At 62.8% G+C, this 18,124-nt stretch carries 16 protein-coding genes; 12 read left to right on the top strand and 4 right to left on the bottom strand.

The genetic code is table 11. The annotated features are described in order from the left end of the window. The 3 genes from AC1RCO_RS28095 to AC1RCO_RS28105 all read right to left on the bottom strand — a co-directional run bounded on the left by AC1RCO_RS28095 (position 1) and on the right by AC1RCO_RS28105 (position 5,596). Positions 1-3,192: an autotransporter family protein gene (locus tag AC1RCO_RS28095; RefSeq protein ID WP_492618253.1), complete on the bottom strand. Its 3,192-nt coding sequence runs from the start codon at positions 3,190-3,192 to the stop codon at positions 1-3. Positions 3,193-3,446: 254 nt separating this feature from the next. Then, positions 3,447-4,613: a patatin-like phospholipase family protein gene (locus tag AC1RCO_RS28100; protein WP_103289471.1), complete on the bottom strand. Its 1,167-nt coding sequence runs from the start codon at positions 4,611-4,613 to the stop codon at positions 3,447-3,449. A gap of 50 nt (positions 4,614-4,663) precedes the next feature. Then, a complete protein-coding gene (locus AC1RCO_RS28105; protein ID WP_492618254.1) occupies positions 4,664-5,596 on the bottom strand; it encodes a lipid A biosynthesis lauroyl acyltransferase in 933 nt (310 codons plus the stop codon). 122 nt (positions 5,597-5,718) lie between these two features. Between AC1RCO_RS28105 and minC the strand changes: the two genes are divergently transcribed. The 7 genes from minC (at position 5,719) to AC1RCO_RS28140 (ending at position 12,385) form a co-directional block, all read left to right on the top strand. Next, entirely contained in the window at positions 5,719-6,453 is a 735-nt protein-coding gene (gene minC / locus AC1RCO_RS28110; RefSeq protein ID WP_011062649.1) for a septum site-determining protein MinC, read from the top strand. 200 nt (positions 6,454-6,653) lie between these two features. Further along, positions 6,654-7,466, top strand: coding sequence for a septum site-determining protein MinD (minD, locus tag AC1RCO_RS28115; protein ID WP_011062650.1), 813 nt, complete (start codon positions 6,654-6,656; stop codon positions 7,464-7,466). Beyond that, positions 7,466-7,720, top strand: coding sequence for a cell division topological specificity factor MinE (minE, locus tag AC1RCO_RS28120; RefSeq protein ID WP_007898843.1), 255 nt, complete (start codon positions 7,466-7,468; stop codon positions 7,718-7,720). Before minD ends, minE begins: the two co-directional genes overlap by 1 nt. 92 nt (positions 7,721-7,812) lie before the next feature. Beyond that, positions 7,813-8,448 carry an RluA family pseudouridine synthase gene (locus AC1RCO_RS28125; protein ID WP_492618255.1) on the top strand — a complete coding sequence of 212 codons (636 nt, stop codon included), beginning with the start codon at positions 7,813-7,815 and terminating at the stop codon, positions 8,446-8,448. A 124-nt stretch (positions 8,449-8,572) separates the two neighbouring features. Further along, a complete protein-coding gene (locus AC1RCO_RS28130; protein WP_041119454.1) occupies positions 8,573-9,862 on the top strand; it encodes a M18 family aminopeptidase in 1,290 nt (429 codons plus the stop codon). 111 nt (positions 9,863-9,973) lie between these two features. Continuing rightward, positions 9,974-10,150, top strand: coding sequence for a hypothetical protein (locus tag AC1RCO_RS28135; protein ID WP_011062653.1), 177 nt, complete (start codon positions 9,974-9,976; stop codon positions 10,148-10,150). Between the two features lie 78 nt (positions 10,151-10,228). After that, on the top strand, positions 10,229-12,385 hold the full coding sequence (locus AC1RCO_RS28140) for a mechanosensitive ion channel family protein (protein WP_015636611.1): 2,157 nt from the start codon (positions 10,229-10,231) through the stop codon (positions 12,383-12,385). Between the two features lie 39 nt (positions 12,386-12,424). Here the strand turns inward: AC1RCO_RS28140 and AC1RCO_RS28145 are convergent, their stop codons facing one another. Next, a complete protein-coding gene (locus AC1RCO_RS28145; RefSeq protein WP_011062655.1) occupies positions 12,425-13,138 on the bottom strand; it encodes a UTRA domain-containing protein in 714 nt (237 codons plus the stop codon). Positions 13,139-13,500: 362 nt separating this feature from the next. Here AC1RCO_RS28145 and AC1RCO_RS28150 point away from each other — a divergent pair, with 362 nt between their 5' ends. From AC1RCO_RS28150 to AC1RCO_RS28170, 5 genes are all read left to right on the top strand, one after another. Further along, positions 13,501-14,568, top strand: coding sequence for an ABC transporter substrate-binding protein (locus AC1RCO_RS28150; RefSeq protein WP_072442800.1), 1,068 nt, complete (start codon positions 13,501-13,503; stop codon positions 14,566-14,568). Between the two features lie 124 nt (positions 14,569-14,692). After that, the gene (locus AC1RCO_RS28155) at positions 14,693-15,499 is read left to right on the top strand and encodes an alkaline phosphatase family protein (protein WP_011062657.1); all 807 of its coding nucleotides are present in this window, start codon (positions 14,693-14,695) and stop codon (positions 15,497-15,499) included. Beyond that, a complete protein-coding gene (locus AC1RCO_RS28160) occupies positions 15,496-16,341 on the top strand; it encodes an ABC transporter permease (RefSeq protein ID WP_492618256.1) in 846 nt (281 codons plus the stop codon). The genes AC1RCO_RS28155 and AC1RCO_RS28160 overlap by 4 nt, the downstream gene beginning before the upstream one ends. Beyond that, on the top strand, positions 16,328-17,128 hold the full coding sequence (locus AC1RCO_RS28165) for an ABC transporter permease (RefSeq protein ID WP_011062659.1): 801 nt from the start codon (positions 16,328-16,330) through the stop codon (positions 17,126-17,128). The genes AC1RCO_RS28160 and AC1RCO_RS28165 overlap by 14 nt, the downstream gene beginning before the upstream one ends. Next, positions 17,125-18,114, top strand: coding sequence for an ABC transporter ATP-binding protein (locus AC1RCO_RS28170; protein WP_492618257.1), 990 nt, complete (start codon positions 17,125-17,127; stop codon positions 18,112-18,114). The genes AC1RCO_RS28165 and AC1RCO_RS28170 overlap by 4 nt, the downstream gene beginning before the upstream one ends. Positions 18,115-18,124 lie beyond the last annotated feature (10 nt).

Below are 18,124 nucleotides of genomic sequence, written 5' to 3' on the forward strand. Positions count from 1 at the left end.
CTACCAGCTGTAGCTCAGGTTCAACTGCCCGCCGTAACCGTGCTCGCTGGCGCTTCCCGAATGGCCGAATAGATGACTGGATAGCTCCACATCCCGAGCGACCCGCACCTGGGCTCCTACCTTCAATTCCAGAGCATCCCGCGATGGCCTGGCATCGAAGCTGTTGCTCCCCATCCGTACCGACGGCACCGCCTCGCTATGCAGCCAGTTGGTTTCGACAAAGGGTCGCAGCACCGATTCATCGGCTGCCTGACCAGGCTGCTGGTAGAGCCGCACGCCAATACTGGAACGCCAGGCATCGGCAGTGCCATTGCGCAACCGCGTATCCCGCAAGTCTGCGGCGCTGGCGGTATAACGGCTATAGATCAGCTGCCCGCGAGGCTCCACCACCCAGGCCCGGAAGGGAGAATCAGCGGCAAATGGCGCCAATGCATACCCGGACTCCAGGGAGGCCGACCATAGGTTCGAATCATAATCGGCGGACCCCAGTTCACTGCTCAGCCGGTTGGTATAGCGACCGTACTGCAACCAGGTGTCGACATAGGCGCCCAGCCGGTTCACGTCATCCGCATAGAAAGTGCCATACACGCCCGCCGAATAACCCGAGACCTTGCCATGGGCCTTCGCGCGAACAGCAGTATTGGTGTCGCGGCGCATCAATGTGGAGGTCGAGTCGATGCGCGCGTCGCCATAGCCCGCCATGAGCCCGGCATAGAGCGCGCCTTGCGCGCCCACCGGCCGGCGCAGCAACGCCCCGCCCATCTGCACCACATCGCTGCTGGAATCGATATCGACCTTGCCTTCGGCCATGCGCATGCCCTTGTCATGCCGCCCCTGGGCCCGCATCCAGAGTCCCGAATCCTGGCGGTCGGCCCCCAGGCTGCGCTTGCTTGCACGGTCCTGCAGGCCATGGTCGAACATTGTCCTGGTGGCCTGCTGCGTGCCGATATATGCCCCGCCTTCCGGTGCCACCTGGCTGGCTTCTGAGGTCAGGTACCAGTCATTCGTGTTGCCCGAGATGCCACCTTGCACCAGGCTGTACTCATAGCCATTGATCGAAAGGCTGCCGACGCTCCAACGATAACCGCTGGAGCCCGTGTCCAGGTAGAAGGCGTCGGCTGCGATGGTTCCGCCATTGATCGCCTGCACCAGGGGGATCCCCTCCTGCGTCAGCCCCCCCTTACCGCCAGCGTTGAGCACTCGCACTGCGGTTCGGCCACTGGCCGTTCCACTATCGATGACCAGCCGGTCGCTGGGGGACGTGTCTCCGCCCAGGTGGGTGTTGAATACCATCGTGCCATTACCGATGTAGTCGTTAACGGTCAGGGTCTGGAAACCGGCTGCGCCGAACACCAGCGTACCGTTGTTGGTCAAGGTGCCCAGTGTCGAGTCACTGCGTATGTTCCAGCGGCTGCTGTCATCGAGCAGCAGGCTGTTGATCCGCCCCCCGCTCTCGGCCCGCAGAGCCCCCGTCAATTCCGAGCCGGCGCTGAGGCTCAGGTCCACACTGCCGTTCTGGGCAAGGACATCGCCCACCAGCGTCGAGCCGCTGGCCTCGACACTGACCTGGCCGGTATCGACGGGAACATTGTTCAACATTGCCTGGCGGGTCTGCAGAAAGATGCCCCGGGCCTCCTGCCCATCGGCACGCGCAACAATGCTCGAGTTCATCAGGGTGAACTGATGATCGCCGCCACTGGCCAGCAAGCCTGCGCCATCCTGGGTACTGATCTGACTGCCGGTCAGCGAAAGGCTATTGCTCGCCGTCCCGCTGTTGACATAACTCCAGACGCCAGACGCCAGGTCCCCGTGAGTGGCCAGCCGGGAGTTCTCCAAAGTTGCCACCGCACCATTGCCCAGTGCCAGGGCGAACGCACCGTTGCCGTTGGTGATGACCTCGGTGCTACTGGCGGCCAGACGTACATCGTCCGCCCGCACGTACAGGCCATGGGCCGCTTGCCCATGGGTGACGACCTCAGACTGTGCCAGGCGCAGGTCGGCTCCCGTAGTTTGTGCCAGGGCGCCGAAGGATCCGGCGCCGAAGGTTTCAATCCTGATATTGCTCGCCTCAATGCTGGCATCGCTGTCGAACTGGTTGTACAGGTACAAACCCAGCGAATTCGCACCGTGAGTGGTGATGCTGCCGTTGCTCAGCGTCGCCTGGCCGGCCCGGTTATCCAGCCCGTGGGCAGACTGGGCGCCGTAGGTGTCGATGCTGAAGCGATCGGCCACCAGCTTCGTCTCGGGCATGAACATCCATATTCCGCCTGCTTGAGCTCCAGAGGAGCTGATGCGGACGTTATTCAACGTGGCGCTGGCGGCGTCGCCATTGAGGTTGAGCCCATAGCCATTGCTGGAGCTCAGCGTTGCATCGCGAATATCGGCTGACGAGCCAACGCCGTCGAAGTCGTACCCCAGAAATACTGCGTCCTCGTGGGCGGTGAGGCTGCCGCCAAGCATCGAGAATTTGCCACCATAAAGTCGGGCGCCGGAGTAACTGGCAGAAGTGCCATGGCTGTCGATGAAGGCCAGGCTTGACCCGGCCCCCCTGACATACAGAACCGAAGCGTCCTCGCCCGCCGTATTGATGGTGACCGCCTCCAGCGTCATTGAGGCGCGCTGGGACACCTCGGCGCCATATCCGCTGGCATTACTGGTAGAGATGCTCAGGTTACGAGCGTCCAGAGCCGTTCCCGCACCCGAGGCGACCACGCCATGGCCATAGATGCCGAGGGTGGTAATGCTGCCACCGTCAAGCGTGATACGGCCCCCACCGTACGCGTAGGCACCAAATGATTGCCGGGAAGTGAGCGAGGTGCCGGTGGCGACGATTTCACTGCCAGGACCACGGGCCTCGAGCGCGTAAGTGCGGTGGCTCAGTACCTGGCTATCCACCAGAGTCACGTGTCCACCATCGCTGGCGCTGACCCCGACCGTGAAGTTGCCGCCCGGGGAACCGGCCTGGATATCAACCCCTTCGGCATTCAGGTTATTGCCCTTGGCCGAAATGTTGATCGCCGCCCCCGGGCCGTCATAGATCACGGAGTCGCCCGGATGCAGGTTCATCGAATCACCGCCAGCCGGATTGGAGAGATCAATCTGGCCGTACTCAGCAGCTCGCGCCTGGATCGACACAGCCACGAGGGACATCGTAAAAAGGCCCGACAGCGTCGAGCGGACCAATCGTTGCATGAGACTACCTACCACATTTGCGTCGCAGGCTCCTCAAGACAATGTCCACAATTGACAGCAAATGGCCGTAGAAAGCAGGAGGAACCGCGATGATGATCGACATTGATCTCCACCATCATCCAAGCGATCCCGAACCTTTGTAATCAGATTGATCTTAAAAGACTGCACCGGCACTCGGCAGCGCCGGCAATAGAGAGCAGGAAGGGCTGCGCGCATTGTTCCGCACGCAGGCGCGTGCATGCTCCCAAGCGGATTCAGGCCCGTGGCGCGCGCGCCAGCCCAAGGAAGCGCGCCAGCTCCTCGCGCTTGGCCAGGGCGTCACTGCGTCCCAGCTCGATCAGCTCGTTGCAGTAGGCCGCTTCGAACAGCAGATAGCTCAAGACCCCTGCGCCGCTGGTGCGGGTCGCCCCGGGCCCACGCAGGAATACACGCAACGCTGCCGGCAGCTCATGCCGATGACGAGCGGCAATCTCGTCGATGGGCTGGCTGGGGGCAATCACCAGTACTTCCACTGGAGCAATGCCCAGGGCGCGGTCGGCCGCGCTGCCGGGCAGCAACCGGCTGAAATGATTGAGCCGCTCCAGCAATTCGATATCGCTTTCCAGGCTGTCAATGAAGGTGCTGTTGAGCATGTGCCCGCCAATCTGCGCCAGGGTCGGCTCCTGACCGGTGTAGGTCCGCTGCCCGGCGCTCTCCGGATCGTTGCCCCGCGGGTTGCCGCTGACGCCCACCACCAGCACACGGCTGGCCCCCAGGTGCAGGGCCGGGCTGATGGGCGCCGACTGGCGCACCGCCCCATCGCCGAAATACTCCTGGTCGAGCTTCACCGGCGCGAACAGCAAGGGGATCGCCGAACTGGCCAGCAAGTGATCCACCGTCAGATGGGTGGGAATGCCGATCCGTCGATGCCGCAGCCAGGGATCGATCACCCCGCCCCCTTGATAGAAGGTCACCGCCTGGCCGGATTCGTAGCCGAACGCGGTTACCGCCACAGCGTGCAATTGGCCCTGGGCAATCGCGTCGTTGATGCCCGACAGGTGCATGTGTTCGTTGAGCAGCTCGCGCAGCGGCGAGTTGTTGATCAGCGCCACCGGCACCTGGGCACCCAGCCCCAGCAGGCTGTGGCCGACAAAGCGGCTGGCCTGGCGAATGACCCCGGGCCAGTCGCTGCGCATTACCTGATCACTGCGAAAGTTGCGCCAGAACGCCGTGAGGCGCTGGATCGCCGCAGAAAAGTCCACGGCGCCACTGGCCAGGCTGACGGCATTGATGGCCCCCGCTGAAGTGCCGACGATCACCGGGAACGGGTTGCGCGCCCCCGGGCCCAGCAACTCGGCAATCGCCGCCAGCACGCCGACTTGATAAGCGGCCCGGGCACCACCGCCGGAAAGAATCAAACCTGTTACCGGTCCAGCACTCATTGCTTCACTCCATCCATGGCGTACCAGGGCCGCTCATCAAGGCCAGAGGGTCAACCGCGCTTCTTATAGAGCTTGGGCTCGCCTGGCGGCCGGCTCTTGAAGCGACGGTGAGCCCAGAGGTACTGCTCGGGGCAGGCGCGCAAGGCAGTTTCCACCCACTGATTGATCCGCAGGCAATCCTCCTCTTCGGTGGCGCCGGGAAAATCCGTCAGGGGGGCATGGATCACCAGACGGTACCCACTGCCATCGGCCAGGCGTTCCTGGGTGAAAGGCACCACCAGCGCCTTGCCCAGGCGGGCGAACTTGCTGGTAGCGGTGACCGTCGCGGCCTGGATACCGAACAGCGGCACGAAAACGCTCTGCTTGGCGCCATAGTCCTGGTCCGGCGCATACCAGATCGCCCGCCCGGACCGCAGCAGCTTGAGCATGCCGCGCACGTCGTCGCGCTCCACGGCCAGGGAATCGAGGTTGTGGCGCTCGCGCCCGCGGCGCTGGATGAAGTCGAACAGTGGGTTCTTGTGTTCGCGGTACATGCCATCGATGGTGTGTTGCTGGCCCAGCAGCGCCGCGCCGATCTCCAGGGTGGTGAAGTGCAGGGCCATGAGAATCACCCCATGACCGTCGCGCTGGGCCTGCTTGAGATAGTCCAGCCCTTCGACATGGGCCAGCCGAGCCAGCCGCGGCTTGGACCACCACCAGCTCATGGCCATCTCGAAGAAGGCGATCCCGGTGGAGGCGAAGTTCTCCTTGAGCAGGCGTTTGCGTTCCGCGGCGGATTTTTCCGGGAAACACAGTTCCAGGTTGCGCTTGGCAATCCGCCGGCGCTCACCGGCCACCCGGTACATCAGCGCCCCGAGGGCGCGACCGATGAGCAGCAGTGCGGCATAGGGCAACTGGACGATCAGCCATAACACACCAAGCCCCAGCCACAGCGGCCAGAAACGTGGAGACAAGAATGCAGCTCGAAAACGCGGGCGATCCATTACAGATTCCGGGACAGACAACAAGGTCGCGCATTCTACATCGGTTCGACCTGGCTTGCGGGGCGCGGGCGATCTCGTTATAAGTCTCGGCACTTTTAGTGACAAGCCGCCTTCTGCAGACCATGAGCCAAACCGAATCGCTAGACCAAGATCCTGTGTTCCAGTTAAAGGGCAGCATGCTCGCCATCACCGTGCTGGAACTGGCCCGCAACGACCTCGAAGGCCTCGATCGCCAACTGGCCGCGAAAGTCGCCCAGGCGCCGAACTTCTTCAGCAACGCCCCGCTGGTACTGGCCCTGGACAAGCTGCCTGCTGGCGAAGGCTCGGTGGATCTGCCCGGGCTGATGCGCGTCTGCCGCCAGCACGGCCTGCGGACCCTGGCGATCCGCGCCAGCCGCATCGAAGACATTGCCGCGGCGATTGCCGTCGACCTGCCGGTGCTGCCGCCTTCCGGCGCCCGGGAGCGGCCGCTGGAGCCACCGGAAAGTGAAATCAAGAAGCCGGAAAAACCGCCGGAACCCACCATCAAACCCACTCGCATCATCACCTCGCCCGTACGCGGCGGGCAGCAGATCTATGCCCAGGGTGGCGATCTGGTAGTGGTGTCCTCGGTCAGCCCCGGTGCGGAACTTCTCGCCGATGGCAATATCCATGTATACGGCCCCATGCGCGGTCGCGCCCTGGCCGGAGTCAAGGGTGACACCAAGGCGCGGATTTTCTGTCAGCAATTGAGCGCTGAACTGATCTCCATCGCAGGCCAGTACAAGGTTTCCGAGGACCTGCGACGCGACCCGCTGTGGGGCTCCGGAGTCCAGGTCAGCCTGTCGGGTGACGTGTTGAACATCACACGTCTTTAACGGATACTGCCGCATTTTCCAAGCATCTCTAAAACGTAGCGAAAACGGCTCAAACGAAGTAGGAAATTGGCAATCAGCAGTGTTTATCGACGATAAACCCTGCCGCTGACCGAGCTCCAGCCAAGGCTGTCCGACTGCAGTAGTTTTCAAGAGATGTTTTTCAGGGGCTAAAAGTCCTTTTTCCTTAGGGGTGAAACACCTTGGCCAAGATTCTCGTGGTTACATCCGGCAAGGGTGGTGTGGGTAAAACCACCACCAGCGCCGCTATCGGTACCGGCCTCGCTCTGCGCGGCCACAAAACAGTGATCGTCGACTTCGACGTCGGCCTGCGTAACCTCGACCTGATCATGGGCTGCGAGCGTCGCGTGGTGTATGACTTCGTCAACGTGGTCAACGGCGAAGCCAACCTGCAGCAAGCCCTGATCAAAGACAAGCGCCTGGAAAACCTCTACGTACTGGCCGCCAGCCAGACCCGCGACAAAGACGCGCTGACCCTGGAAGGCGTGGAAAAGGTCCTGATGGAACTCAAGGAAACCTTCGAGTTCGTGGTCTGCGACTCCCCGGCCGGTATCGAGAAAGGCGCGCACCTGGCCATGTACTTCGCCGACGAAGCGATTGTCGTGACCAACCCTGAAGTGTCTTCGGTGCGTGACTCCGACCGTATGCTCGGCCTGCTGGCCAGCAAATCCCGTCGCGCCGAAAAGGGCGAGGACGCGATCAAGGAACACCTGCTGTTGACCCGCTACAACCCGGAGCGTGTCAGCAATGGCGAAATGCTCGGTGTTGAAGACGTCAAAGAAATTCTGGCAGTGACCCTGCTCGGCGTCATTCCGGAATCCCAGGCAGTGCTCAAGGCTTCCAACCAGGGCGTGCCGGTGATTCTCGACGACCAGAGTGATGCTGGCCAGGCCTACAGCGATGCGGTTGACCGCCTGCTGGGCAAAACCGTGGAGCACCGGTTCCTTGATGTCGAGAAGAAGGGATTCTTCGAGCGCCTGTTTGGAGGTAGATAATGAATCTTTTTGACTTCTTTCGTGCCAGCAAAAAGGTCAGCACCGCGTCGGTAGCGAAAGAGCGTCTACAGATCATCGTGGCGCATGAACGCGGCCAGCGCAGCACCCCTGATTACTTGCCCGCCTTGCAGAAGGAACTGGTGGAAGTGATCCGCAAGTACGTCAATATCGGGTCCGACGACGTGCACGTCGCTCTGGAAAACCAGGGCAGCTGCTCGATCCTGGAACTCAATATCACCCTGCCTGATCGCTGATTGATCCGACGGGAGCCACGGCGGCTCGCGGGCCTCATGCATTGCATCGAGGTCGGCGAGCCGCCGTTGGCGTTTGTTACGAGGCTGTTTCAATGCCGTTGTCGAATATCCACATCCTGCATCAGGACGCCGCCGTCCTGGTGGTGAACAAACCCACCCTGCTGCTCTCCGTCCCCGGCCGCGCCGACGACAACAAGGATTGCCTGATTACCCGCCTGCAGGAAAACGGCTACCCGGAAGCCCGCATCGTCCACCGCCTGGACTGGGAAACCTCGGGGATCATTCTGCTGGCTCGGGACGCAGACACTCATCGCGAACTGTCCCGACAGTTTCATGACCGCGAAACGGAAAAAGCCTACGCCGCACTCTGCTGGGGCCAGCCGGAACTGGACAGCGGCAGCATTGACCTGCCCCTGCGCTACGACCCGCCCACCAAGCCCCGGCACGTGGTGGACCACGAATTCGGCAAGCATGCCCTGACCTTCTGGCGCGTCCTGGAACGCTGCGGCGATTGGTGCCGGGTCGAATTGACCCCCATCACCGGCCGCTCCCATCAGTTGCGGGTACACATGCTGTCTATCGGCCACCCGCTGCTGGGCGATGGCCTGTACGCCCATCCCCAGGCGCTGGCGGCCTGGCCACGCCTGTGCCTGCACGCCAGCATGCTCAGCTTCACCCACCCCCAGACCGGCGAGCGCCTGCGCTTCGACTGCCCCGCGCCGTTCTGAGCGCACGCCGCCCAAGCCGGCTTGCGGGCAAAGGCCGCCCCAGCGGCCCTTGTTCGCCGGCAAGCCGGCTCCTACAAGGCACTCCTATACGTTAAACTCGCGCCACTGCTGTCTGGAGCTACTTATGCGCGAAGAGTTGAACCAAGGCCTGATCGACTTTCTCAAGGCCTCCCCTACCCCTTTCCATGCCACTGCCAGCCTCGTTCAACGCCTGGAAGCGGCGGGTTACCAGCGCCTCGACGAGCGCGAGCCATGGACCACCGAAGCCAACGGCCGCTACTACGTCACCCGTAACGACTCCTCCATCGTCGCCTTCAAACTGGGCCGGCATTCGCCCCTGCAAGGCGGCATCCGCCTGGTAGGCGCCCACACCGACAGCCCCTGCCTGCGGGTCAAGCCCCAGCCGGAACTGCAACGCCAGGGCTTCTGGCAACTGGGCGTCGAAGTCTATGGCGGCGCATTGCTGGCTCCGTGGTTCGACCGCGACCTGTCCCTGGCCGGCCGCGTGACCTTCCGCCGCGACGGCAAGGTGGAAAGCCAGCTGATCGACTTCAAGGCACCGATCGCGATCATTCCCAACCTGGCCATTCACCTCAACCGTGAAGCCAACCAGGGCTGGGCAATCAACGCGCAGAACGAACTACCACCGATCCTGGCCCAGTTCGCCGGTGACGAGCGGGTGGATTTCCGCGCGGTGCTGACCGACCAACTGGCCCGCGAGCATGGTTTGAACGCCGATGTGGTGCTGGACTACGAACTGAGCTTCTACGACACCCAGAGCGCTGCGGTGATAGGCCTGCACGGTGACTTCATCGCCGGCGCACGCCTGGACAACCTGCTGTCCTGCTACGCCGGGCTGCAGGCCCTGCTCACCGCCGACAGCGATGAAACCTGCGTGCTGGTGTGTAACGACCACGAAGAAGTCGGCTCCTGCTCGGCCTGCGGCGCCGACGGCCCGATGCTCGAACAGACCCTGCGCCGCCTGTTGCCCGAAGGTGACGAATTCGTCCGTACCATTCAGAAGTCGCTGCTGATCTCCGCAGACAACGCCCACGGCGTGCACCCCAACTATGCCGACAAGCACGACGCCAACCACGGGCCGAAGCTCAATGCCGGCCCGGTGATCAAGGTCAACAGCAACCAGCGCTACGCCACCAACAGCGAAACCGCCGGCTTCTTCCGCCACCTGTGCATGGCCGAAGAAGTGCCGGTACAGAGCTTCGTGGTACGCAGCGACATGGGTTGCGGCTCGACCATCGGCCCGATCACCGCCAGCCATCTGGGGGTACGCACTGTGGACATCGGCCTGCCGACCTTCGCCATGCACTCGATCCGCGAGCTCTGTGGCAGCCATGACCTGGCTCATCTGGTGAAAGTGCTGAGCGCCTTCTACGCTAGCCACGAACTGCCATGAGGCAGAGGGCGGGCGCGTGGACACACGCCCGCCTGTTTCTGATGCACATCAACCCGGGCCGCGACAAAGCGACCTAGACTTACAGTTACTCCTCCTGACAAGGCTGTCGCCATGATCTCGATGTCTTCGTTCCACTCCATGCTCATCCCCATTCTCACGGGCATGATCCTGCTGGCCATCGGCTTCAACTTCCGGGACAAGAACCTCGGTGTGTTCAGCATGTGGATCGGCATGCTGCTGATTCTCGGCACCGTGGTCTACAAGATCCTGGCCAAGCTCGCGGAATAAATGCAGCACTCACCCTCGCATTGAATTTGGCGGCCTCGTACACTCGGTCGATCCATTTTCCCCGAGGTTGACCGCCCAGTGTTCGCTCGTCTTTTTGCCCTGCCCTGCTATGTGCTCGTCTGCCTGCTGACCCTGCTGCCCCTGGGGAGCGCCCAGGCGGTGGGCTTGCCTGGCTTGCTGGGCAACCAGACCAAGGCGCAGCCCCAGGCTGAGGAACCCCTGGGCCAATCCCTGGACGAGGTGATCAAGTCCCTGGAGAACGACCAGCAACGGACCAAGCTGCTGGCGGACCTGAAGAAACTGCGAGATGCCACGAAAAAAGCCCAGCCCACGCCAGAAGAAGGCGTACTGGGCCTGATCGGCGGCACCCTGTCGAACCTGGAAAAGCAATTCTCCGGGGCCGACAGCCCGGTTACCCGCTGGTCCGACGAGTTCGACCTGGCCAAGGAAGAACTCTCGGCACTGATGCTGCCAGCCAGCCAGTGGCTGCCGATCATCTTTGCCTTTGCCCTGATCCTCATGGTCTGGAGCCTGCTGGCAGCAGCGCTGATCTGGCTCAGCCACCGGGTGCGCCTGCGCTTCGGCCTGACCGAAGACCTGCCCCAGCACCCCAAGACCTGGGACCTGCTGCGCTTTGCCCTGCGCAAGCTCGGCCCCTGGCTGATCGCCCTGTTGATCACGGTCTACATGACCTACTCCCTGCCCTCTTCCCTGGGCAAGGACCTGGCCATGGTCCTGGCCTACGCCCTGGTGGTCGGCACCTGTTTCTCGGCGATCTGCGTGGTGGCGTTCTCCGTACTCGATGGCCCGCACCGCCATCGCGCCCTGTACATCCTGCGACGCCAGGCCTTCCGCCCGCTGTGGTGGATCGGCAGCTTCGCCGCCTTTGGCGAGGCCCTGAGCGACCCACGCATGGTGGCCAGCCTGGGCCAGCACCTGGCCCATACCGCGGCGACCTTCGCCAATGTCATGGCGGCGCTGTCCACCGGCGTGTTCATCCTGCGTTTCCGCCGCCCCATCGCCCACCTGATCCGCAACCAGCCACTGTCACGGCGCCTGACCCGCCGGGCCCTGAGCGACACCATCGAGATCATCGGCACCTTCTGGTACCTGCCGGCCCTGGTGCTGGTAGGTATCTCGCTGTTCGCCACCTTCGTTTCCGCCGGCGACACCAGCACCGCCCTGCGCCAGTCGTTGCTGTGCACGGTACTGCTGGTGCTGTGCATGGTGATCAACGGCCTGGTACGCCGCCATGCCCTCAAGCCCCAGCGCGGGCACAAACGCCATGCGCTGTACTCCGAGCGGCTGAAAAGCTTCTTCTACACCCTGGCTCACCTGGCGGTCTGGCTGGCATTCATCGAGCTCGGCCTGCGGGTCTGGGGCATGTCGCTGATCCGCTTCACCGAAGGCGATGGCCATGAAGTCAGCGTCAAGCTGTTCAGCCTCGGCGGCACCCTGATCTTTGCGTGGCTGATCTGGATTCTCAGCGATACCGCGGTGCATCACGCCCTGACCCGCTCGCGCAAGGGCCTGGCCAACGCGCGCGCGCAAACCATGATGCCGCTGATCCGCAACGTGCTGTTCGTGGCGATCTTCATCATTGCCACCATCGTTGCCCTGGCGAACATGGGCATGAACGTCACGCCGCTGCTGGCCGGTGCCGGTGTCATCGGCCTGGCCATCGGTTTCGGCGCCCAGTCCCTGGTGGCGGACTTGATCACCGGCCTGTTCATCATCATCGAGGACTCCCTGGCCATCGACGACTACGTCGATGTCGGCGGCCACCTGGGCACCGTCGAGGGCCTGACTATCCGTACCGTGCGCCTGCGGGACATCGACGGCATCGTGCACACCATCCCGTTCAGCGAAATCAAGAGCATCAAGAACTACTCCCGGGAGTTCGGCTACGCGATCTTCCGCGTGGCGATCCCGTACAACATGGAAATCGACGACGCAATCAAGCTGATGCGCGATGTCGGCCAGAAGATGCGCACCGACCCCCTGCAGCGCCGCAATATCTGGTCGCCGCTGGAAATCCAGGGGGTGGAGAGTTTCGAGTCCGGCAGCGCCATCCTCCGGGCCCGTTTCAAGACCGCACCGATCAAGCAGTGGGAAGTATCCCGGGCGTTCAACCTGTCCCTCAAGCGTCACCTCGACGAAGCCGGGCTGGACCTGGCTACGCCGCGCATGAGCATCCAGGTGATCACCGCAGGCGGCGGCGCGGAAAAGGAGTGATCCTGTAGGAGCCGGCTTGCCGGCTAACGACACTGGTGCCTAAAGAACGTCAACACCGACATGAATCGCGTCATGGCGCCAGAACTCCAGGTCGCAATCGATCAGCCGCTCGTGCTGGTCATAGTTCACCCGGGCAATCCGCAGCCCCGGGCTGCCCACCGAAACCTTCAAGGCCGCCGCCGCTTCCGGCTGCAGTGAGGTGGGCACGATTTCAAAGCGCACCCGTCCGTAGTGCAGGTCGTAATGCCGGGCATAGAGTTCAGTGATCGACTGGTTCAGGTCCAGATCGAGAATCTTCGGAAAATACTTGGGGTTCAGGTAGTGCTCGACATACAGCACCAGCCGCTCATCGATGCGTCGTGCGCGGCAGATCTGGATCACGCTGGACAGTGCCGGCAATTGCAGCCAGGCGCAGACCGCCGCCGATGCCGGTTGCAGGCGCGCGGAAATCACCTCGGTGGAGGGCACCCGCCCCTGGGCGCTGACCATGGCGTGGAAGTGGCTGCGCTGCATCAGGTTGTAGGCCAGGCGCGGCGGCGAAACAAACCAGCCACGACGCTCTTCACGGTAGATCTGGCCCTGGGCCTCCAGTTGCAGCAGGGCCTCGCGCACAGTGATGCGGGTGGTGGCGAACAGCTCGCTGAGCTTGCGTTCGGCCGGCAGCTTGCTACCGGGCGCCAACAGCCCGTGGGCGATCTGCTCCTGCAGGACCTGGCCGATGGCTGTCACCGCTTTGGTTGCATCAATACGCATCAACGTTACCTATCTGGACTAGACCAGCACTGTTTCAGGGCAGCGCAATGGCCGGGGCAGTGCTCTGCATCCGTGCCCAAAGCCTAGGCAATGCATATGACTGACAGATGACAAAGGCGCTCAGCGGGCCTGTCACCAACTTGCAAATTACCCGCCAGATCCTTGTTCTGCGGGCGTTTGGCCATGGTCTACGCTTATTTCGCAGCCTCGGACCTGCGCCTCAATCCATGCGTCGATCGTTGGCACCGACATCAAAGTGTCATCCAACCCGCCTAAATTGGCTCAGGTATTGCTGACCTAGACCAACCCACCGCAAGACTGTCGATAAAACGCAGCGTTGAACACGCCCAAAGGAGCTTCGGATGAAACAGCTTTTCCTGGCATCACTGTTAGGCTCGACCATTGCCCTGTGCACCGCCGCCATGGCTGCTGATAACGATTTGAAAACCCTGGAAGCCGCTGCGAAAGCAGAAGGCGCGATCAACAGCGTCGGCATGCCCGATGACTGGGCCAACTGGAAAGGCACCTGGGAAGACCTGGCCAAGACCTATGGCCTCAAGCACATCGACACCGACATGAGCTCGGCCCAGGAGATCGCCAAGTTCGCCGCCGAGAAAGACAATGCCAGCGCCGATATCGGCGACGTTGGCGCAGCCTTCGGCCCGATCGCGGTCAAGCAGGGCGTGGCCCAGCCTTACAAGCCGAGCACCTGGGCCCAGGTCCCGGATTGGGCCAAGGACAAGGACGGCAACTGGGCGCTGGCCTACACCGGCACCATCGCCTTCATCATCAACAAGAAGCTGCTGCACGGCTCCGAAGCGCCGAAGAGCTGGGCCGACCTGGAAAAGGGCAAGTACAAGGTTTCCATCGGTGACGTGAGCACCGCCGCCCAGGCCGCCAACGGCGTACTGGCCGCCGCCATTGCCAAGGGTGGTGACGAGAAGAACATCCAGCCGGCGCTGCTGATGTTCGCCGAGATCGCCAAGCAGGGGCGCCTGTCCCTGGCCAACCCGACCATCGCCACCATGGAAAAGGGTGAAGTGGAAGTGGGCGTGGTCTGGGACTTCAACGGCCTGAGCTACCGCAACAAGATGGTCAACAAGGACGACTACATCGTGCTGATCCCGTCGGACGGCTCGGTGATCTCCGGCTACACCACCATCATCAACAAGTACGCCAAGCATCCCAACGCCGCCAAGCTGACCCGCGAGTACATCTTCAGCGACGCCGGCCAGACCAACCTGGCCCGCGGCAATGCGCGGCCGATCCGTGCCGAGCACCTGACCCTGCCGGCGGACGTACAGGCCAACCTGCTGCCCAACGAGCAGTACAAGCACGTAACACCGATCAAGGACGCCGATGCCTGGGAGAAAACCTCCAAGGGCCTGCCGCAGAAGTGGCAGGAAGAAGTGATCATCAACATGCAGTAAGGCTGCATCCCTGTAGGAGCCGGCTTGCCGGCGAATGGCTCAAAGGCGCTGCACAGACAAGCGCACACAGGCCACTCGCCGACAAGCTGGCGCCTGCACACCCGATCCCGGAGCCCTCCACCTCATGAAGCACAACGTCATCCTTGTGGTGCTCGACGGCCTCAACCACGAAGTTGCCCGACACGCCATGGGGCACCTGCAAGCCTACGTCGGTGCTGGCCGCGCCGCCCTGTACAAACTGCAATGCGAACTACCTGCCCTCTCCCGCCCGCTGTACGAATGCATACTCACCGGCGTGCGGCCGATCGACAGCGGTATCGTGCACAACCAGGTCTCGCGCCTGTCCAACCAGCGCAGCCTGTTCCACTACGCCCGCGAGGCCGGCCTGAGCACTGCCGCCGCGGCCTATCACTGGGTCAGTGAGCTGTACAACCGTTCGCCCTTCAACGCCCCGCAAGACCGGCACACCGCAAACCCTGAACTGCCGATCCAGTACGGCCACTTCTACTGGAGCGATCATTACCCCGATTCCCATCTGTTCGCCGACGCCGAGGACCTGCGCCTGCGCCATCAGCCCAACCTGCTGCTGGTGCATCCGATGAACATCGACGACGCCGGACACAAGCACGGCCTGGACAGTTCGCAGTACCGCAACAGCGCGCGCTCGGCGGACATCATTCTCGCCGACTACCTGCAAGGCTGGCTCGACGCCGGCTACCAGGTGCTGGTGACGGCCGACCACGGCATGAACAACGACCGCTCGCACAATGGCCTGCTGGCCGAGGAGCGAGAGGTCCCGCTGTTCGTTCTCGGCGACGCTTTCAGCCTCGACCCCGCTGCCGCGCCGAAGCAGACCGAACTGTGCGGCACCGTCTGCCAATTGCTGGGCGCGCCCCATGACAAACCTTTCTGCCGGGAGCTGTTGAAGTGAATTCAGTCACCCGTGGCAAATGGCTGGCGGCCCTGTGCCTGGTGCCCTTCGCCCTGTTCTTCATCGTGTTCCAGATTGCCCCCCTGGTGTGGGTGCTGATCAACAGCCTGCAATCGGAAGAGTTCGGCTGGGGCCTGGCCAACTTCACCAGGATCTTCAGCTCGAAGTTCTACCTGCAGGCCATCCAGTACAGCCTGGAGATCAGTTTCTGGTCCAGCGTGTTCGGCATCATCATCGCGGTGCTGGGCAGCTACTCGCTGCGCCGGGTGGATTCGCGCCTGCGCAACTTCGTCAATGCCTTCGCCAACATGACCAGCAACTTCGCCGGGGTGCCCCTGGCTTTCGCCTTCATCATCCTGCTGGGCTTCAACGGCACCATCACCATCATGCTCAAGCAGTCGGGGATCATTCAGGACTTCAACCTGTACTCCAAGACCGGGTTGATCATTCTCTACACCTACTTCCAGATCCCCCTTGGCGTGCTGCTGCTCTACCCGGCCTTCGACGCCCTGCGCGAGGAATGGCGTGAATCCGCCGCCTTGCTGGGGGCCAACGGCTGGCAGTTCTGGCGGCATATCGGCCTGCCGGTGCTGACCCCGGCGCTGCTGGGCACCTTCGTCATCCTGCTGGCCAACGCCCTGGGCGCCTACGCCACGGTCTACGCCCTGACCACCGGCAACTTCAACGTCCTGCCGATCCGCATCGCCGCCATGGTCTCCGGGGACATCTCCCTGGATCCGAACATGGCCAGCGCCCTGGCCGTGGTGCTGGTGGCGCTGATGACCCTGGTGACCATCGTCCATCAACTGCTGTTGAAGAGGAGCTACCATGTCTCGCGCTGAACCCGGCTCCGCCGCGCTCTACCACCGAGTGATGGTCTACCTGCTGTTTGCCATCCTTCTGCTGCCGCTGCTGGGGACCTTCGTCTACTCGATTGCCAGCAGCTGGTCGGCGACCATCCTGCCCAGCGGCTTCACCTTCAAGTGGTACCTGCAGCTGTGGAGCGACCCACGTTTTCTCAATGCCTTCGGCCAGTCATTGCTGGTCTGCGTGGGTGCGCTGGTGCTTTCAGTGGTGCTGATCCTGCCGCTGCTGTTCGTGGTGCACTACCACTTCCCCAAGCTCGATGCGCTGATGAACATCCTGATCCTGCTGCCCTTCGCGGTGCCGCCGGTGGTGTCCTCGGTGGGCCTGCTGCAACTCTATGGTTCGGGGCCCTTCGCCATGGTCGGCACGCCCTGGATCCTCATCGGCTGCTACTTCACCGTGGCATTGCCGTTCATGTACCGGGCCATCACCAACAACTTGCAGGCGATCAACCTGCGGGACCTGATGGACGCGGCCCAACTGCTGGGCGCCAGTACCTGGCAGGCGGCCTTCCTGGTGGTCCTGCCGAACCTGCGCAAGGGCCTGATGGTGGCGCTGCTGCTGTCCTTCTCGTTCCTGTTCGGCGAGTTCGTGTTCGCCAACATCCTGGTGGGCACCCGCTATGAAACCCTGCAGGTCTACCTGAACAACATGCGTAACAGCAGCGGCCACTTCACCAGCGCCCTGGTGATTTCCTACTTCTTCTTCGTGCTGCTTCTGACCTGGGCCGCCAACATCTTGAACAAGGACAAAAGCCAATGAGCTTCGTCAGCGTCCAACACCTGCAAAAGAACTATGCGGGCACCACGGTATTCAGCGACATCAATTGCGAAATCCGCAAGGGCGAGTTCGTCACCCTGCTCGGCCCTTCCGGCTGCGGCAAGTCGACCCTGCTGCGCTGCATCGCCGGCCTGACCCCGGTGGACGGCGGCAAGATCCTCCTCGACAGCCAGGACATCGTGCCCCTGAGCCCGCAGAAACGCGGGATCGGCATGGTGTTCCAGAGCTACGCGCTGTTTCCCAACATGACCGTGGAACAGAACGTGGCCTTTGGTCTGCGCATGCAGAAGGTCGGCGCCGAAGACAGCCGCAAGCGGGTCCAGGAAGCCTTGCAACTGGTGGAGCTCAACGACTTCGCCAGCCGCTACCCGCACCAGCTGTCCGGTGGCCAGTGCCAGCGCGTGGCCCTGGCCCGCTCCCTGGTGACCCGCCCGCGCCTGCTGTTGCTGGACGAACCGCTGTCGGCCCTGGATGCACGGATCCGCAAGCACTTGCGCGAACAGATCCGCAACATCCAGCGGGAACTGGGCCTGACGACGATCTTCGTCACCCACGACCAGGAAGAAGCCCTGACCATGTCCGACCGGATCTTCCTGATGAACCAGGGCAAGATCGTCCAGAGCGGCGATGCCGAAACCCTCTACACCGCCCCGGTGGACGCCTTCGCCGCGGGCTTTATCGGCAACTACAACCTGCTGGATGCCGACAGCGCCAGCAAGCTGCTGCAGCGGCCGGTCAGCGGCCGCATCGCCATCCGCCCGGAAGCCATCGAACTGCGCAAGGAAGGCCCACTGGATGCGCTGGTACGCAGCCACAGCCTGCTGGGCAACGTGATCCGCTATCGGGTCGAGGCCCGAGGCGTGGAGCTGGTGGTGGATGTACTCAACCGCTCGGCCGATGATCTGCACGCCGACGGCCAGCGTCTGGCATTGAGCATCGATCCGACAGCCCTGTGTGAGGTAGCCTGATGGCATTCAC

It is taken from the genome of Pseudomonas sp. GW823-FHT03E05, assembly GCF_058796855.1.